The sequence below is a fragment of the Acetatifactor sp. genome, from assembly GCF_982438285.1.
Genome location: NZ_CEWDFQ010000283.1, coordinates 1 through 4,051 on the forward strand (window position 1 = coordinate 1; position 4,051 = coordinate 4,051).

Genomic DNA, 4,051 nt, shown 5'->3' on the forward strand with positions numbered 1-4,051 from the left:
AATAAAGTGCAGACAACTAAAAAGGGAATCCAAATATATTTTTTCATTATTCGCATTTTGTATTTGTTCATTTACATTTTTCGACAGTTTTCCCAATATTTTCTGTTTTTATCTCCCTGGAATGCTCTTTCTCTATTTACAGAAAATGCTCTAAGCAACTGCTTTATAAACCATGGCAGAAACCATGATCCAAAAGTTACTTAGAGCATATACCTGCAAATTAAAAATGAGGCTTTCCCTACAGCCTGGTGGTTACAAAGATATCATAAATTGCTTTGATGGCAGTTTCAAAATCTTTGTTATCCACACCGATGATAATGTTCAGCTCCGAGGAGCCCTGATCAATCATCTTCACGTTTACATTGCTGTGGGCCAGGGCGGAAAAAATTCTTCCCGCAGTTCCTCTGGTGGATTTCATTCCCCTCCCCACCACTGCAATCAGCGCAAGGTCGGATTCAATTTCAATGGAATCCGGGTTTACCACTCTGTGCAGTCCGGCTACCACCTTCTGCTCCTTATCTACAAATTCATCCTGATGCACAAACACCGTCAGCGTATCGATGCCTGAGGGAACATGTTCAAAGGAAATGCCGTTTTCTTCAAATATCTGCAGTACCTTTCTCCCGAATCCAATTTCGGAATTCATCATGTCCTTTTCAATATTGATGGAGCAAAAGCCCTTCTTTCCGGCGATGCCCGTTATCACATATCTGGATTTCTGACAGGTGCTCTCCACAATCCAGGTGCCTTCATCCTCAGGCGCATTGGTGTTTCGTATATTGATGGGAATTCCTTCCTGACGCACCGGGAAAATGGCCTCCTCGTGAAGCACAGTAGCTCCCATATAGGCAAGCTCTCGAAGCTCCCTATAGGTAATCACCTCGATGGCCTGAGGATTTTCAATGATTCTGGGGTCAGCCACAAGAAAGCCAGACACATCTGTCCAGTTTTCATAGGCGTCGGCCTTTACCGCCTTCGCCACGATGGAGCCGGTGATGTCCGAGCCTCCCCTGGAAAAGGTTTTCCCCCTGCCGTCCGGCATGGAGCCGTAAAATCCGGGAATCCCCGCCCGCTCAACGCCCGCCAGTCTTTCAGAAAGGACTTTGTTGGTAGTATCCGCGTCAAATTCCCCATTTTCCTTAAAAAAGATCACTTCCGCCGCATCTATGAATTCATAGCCCAAATAATCCGCCATAATGATGCCGTTTAAGTATTCTCCCCTGGAAGCCGCATAGTTGCTGCCCGCCCCGGCGCTGAAATTCCCTTCAATGGCCTCAAATTCTTCCTTCAGGGAAAGGGTAAGCCCAAGGCCCTCTATAATCTCCTGATATCTGGCCTCGATGGCCCACAGCTGCTCCTTAAATTCCTTCCCCGAAGAAGCCAGATCATAGCAGGCGTAAAGCATATCCGTCACCTTCACATCCTTGTCAAACCGTTTGCCGGGCGCGGAGGGAACCACATATCTCCGCTCCTGGTCCGCCCGGATAATGCTGCCTGCCTTCTGAAACTGTTCTGCGCTCGCCAGGGAGCTTCCGCCGAATTTTACTACCTTTGCCATTTTCATTTACTCCTCGTTATCTCTTGATATTCTCAGCTTTCCAAGCTATCTTCCTCATCTTTTCAAAGACCTAAGAAATCATCCATAAGCAGATGTCCCTCTGCAATCCGATTCCCGCTCTTTAAGCCTTCCTCTTCATTATAATCCCAGTCATGGCGTTCGGGCTTTGTGCTGTCGTACAGCATATAGGGCACATCCTCTGCCGTATGTGTGCGCAGCCGGATAGGCGTAGGATGATCTGGAAGCAGAAGCAGGCGAAAATCCTCCCCGGCCGCCTCCATTTTTTCCACAACAGGGCCCACCACCTGCTCATCCAGGTATTCGATAGCCAAAACCTTTCGCTCCACGCTTCCCTGATGTCCCATCTCGTCGGGGGCTTCCACATGAATGTAAGCAAAATCATAGCCCTCCTGTGTGAGAGCCTTTACCGCCGCCTCCACCTTTCCGGCATAGTTTGTATGAAGGCCGCCGTTAGCTCCTTCCACCAAAGCAACGCCCATGCCTGCTCCCACAGCAATCCCCTTTAACAGGTCTACCGCAGAGACCATCATCCCTCTCTTACCAGTCTTTTTCTGAAAGGAGGAAAGCATGGGTTTGGTTCCAGCGCCCCAGAACCAGCAGCAGTTTGCCGGGTTTAAGCCCTTTTTCTTCCGCTCTATGTTGATTGGGTGGTTCACCAGGATATCATAGCTTTTCTCCATCATTTCCCGAAGGGCCTTATCCTGGGGCAGATACGCTCCAATCACCTGTCCCAGCACATCATGGGGCGGAGTCAGCTCCACCACCTGCCCCTGCTTCCAGATCAGGCAGTGCCTGTAGCTTGTTCCCACATAAAAACGGTAGATGTCATTCCCCAGCTGCCTGGCTGCCGCCTCAAGCAGCACGCTGCATTCCTCTGTGCTGATTTCCGAAGCGCTGTGGTCGATAATAACCCTTTTTTCAAAGGGGCCTTCCTCCTCGGAAAGGGTCACAATATTACAGCGAAGGGCAATGTCCGTATCCTCCATGGGCACGCCGATGCTCAGCGCCTCAAGGGGCGAACGCCCGGAGTAATAGATTTTGGGATCATATCCCAATACGGAAAGATTGGCCGTGTCGGAGCCCGGCTTCATGCCGTCCGGAATGGTATGTACCATGCCGATCTCCGAAAGCCTGCTCAATCGGTCCATATTGGGGGTTTTCGCATAGGCCAGAGGCGTCTTTCCCCCCAGCTCCTCTATGGGCTCATCAGCCATGCCGTCGCCCAGCACCACAATATATTTCATAATTTTCCTCCTAGAGCAGTCTGATTCTGCCAAGCACCCTGTCCGCCAGGGCCTCATATTTTCCGGTGAAGTCCCTCTCCTGCATCACGGGGGTAAAATAGCCGAAGTCCTGCTCTCTCCCTTCCAGACAAAGCAGCCTTCCCCCGGGGAACGCCTCTTCGATTTCCTTCTGGAAACCGGCTCTCGCCCTGATAAAGAAGCTCCTCTCCTCCTGGGAAACATCCGCAAGGCGGACGTTTTCCTGTTCCCAGAAGCACATAATCACTCTGCCCGGATGCCTTGCACAGTCAATTACATCTGAAACCACTGCGCTGGCGGTGGGCAGCTTGCCAGCTCCCTTTCCGTAATACATGGAATCCCCCAGCATGTTGCCGGTGACAAACACAGCGTTAAACACACCGTTTACCATGGACAGTGGATGCTCCTTATCGATCATAAAGGGCGCCACCATTGCAAGCACCTCATCCTCAGAAACAGTCTTGCTCCTTGCCAGAAGCTTGATGGTCTTTCCCGCCGCCTTAGCATATGCAAAGTCCGCTGCGGAAATTTTTGTGATTCCCTCCGTATATATCTTCTCGCTGTCCACGTTCTTTCCCAGCATCAGAGAGGAGAGAATTGCGATTTTCCTGCAGGCGTCATATCCCTCCACATCAGCCTCTGGATTGCGCTCCGCATAGCCTTTTTCCTGTGCCCGCCCAAGCACCTCCTCAAAATCGGCGCCCTCTCTTTCCATTTTACTCAAAATGTAATTGGTGGTGCCATTCAAGATACCGGTGATGGCCTCTATTTTTTCTGCTGTGAGGGAATAATTTAAGGGCCTTATGATGGGAATGCCGCCCCCTACGCTTGCCTCAAACAGATAATTGCAGCTGTGGGCCTTTGCTATGGAGAGAAGCTCCGGGCCGTGCTTGGCCACAAGCTCCTTGTTGGAGGTGCAGACGCTTTTTCCTCTCTCCAGCGCCTGCTTTGTAAACTCATATGCCGCTCCTGTGCCGCCCATGGTCTCACAGACGATGGTCACCGTATCGTCCTCCAGAATCTGATTGAAATCATGAATCACCTTATGGCCGTACGGATCATTGGGAAAATCTCTCAGATCCAGAATATACTTAATATCCAATTCCTGAGCGGCCTTTTTATTTACCATCTCCTTGTTCTTCTCGATCACCTCCACGACACCGCTTCCCACCGTGCCGTAGCCCAGTACTGCTATATTTATCATAAATTC

At 50.3% G+C, this 4,051-nt stretch carries 3 protein-coding genes; all 3 read right to left on the minus strand.

All coding sequences use genetic code 11. The features are described 5' to 3' along the window. Positions 1 to 238: 238 nt before the first annotated feature. The 3 genes from AC1WIP_RS12455 to AC1WIP_RS12465 all read right to left on the minus strand — a co-directional run bounded on the left by AC1WIP_RS12455 (position 239) and on the right by AC1WIP_RS12465 (position 4,045). Positions 239 to 1,558: an aspartate kinase gene (locus AC1WIP_RS12455; protein WP_481142129.1), complete on the minus strand. Its 1,320-nt coding sequence runs from the start codon at positions 1,556 to 1,558 to the stop codon at positions 239 to 241. A 62-nt stretch (positions 1,559 to 1,620) separates the two neighbouring features. Continuing rightward, on the minus strand, positions 1,621 to 2,823 hold the full coding sequence (locus tag AC1WIP_RS12460) for a cofactor-independent phosphoglycerate mutase (protein ID WP_481142130.1): 1,203 nt from the start codon (positions 2,821 to 2,823) through the stop codon (positions 1,621 to 1,623). Between the two features lie 10 nt (positions 2,824 to 2,833). Further along, complete coding sequence (locus tag AC1WIP_RS12465; RefSeq protein WP_481142131.1) at positions 2,834 to 4,045, minus strand: homoserine dehydrogenase; 1,212 nt, start codon at positions 4,043 to 4,045, stop codon at positions 2,834 to 2,836. Positions 4,046 to 4,051 lie beyond the last annotated feature (6 nt).

Bases quoted from the DNA above. Each gene is read 5' to 3' on its own strand.
- AC1WIP_RS12455 (WP_481142129.1), bottom strand. From the start codon at position 1,558: ATGGCAAAGGTAGTAAAATTCGGCGGAAGCTCCCTGGCGAGCGCAGAA.
- AC1WIP_RS12460 (WP_481142130.1), bottom strand. From the start codon at position 2,823: ATGAAATATATTGTGGTGCTGGGCGACGGCATGGCTGATGAGCCCATA.
- AC1WIP_RS12465 (WP_481142131.1), bottom strand. From the start codon at position 4,045: ATGATAAATATAGCAGTACTGGGCTACGGCACGGTGGGAAGCGGTGTC.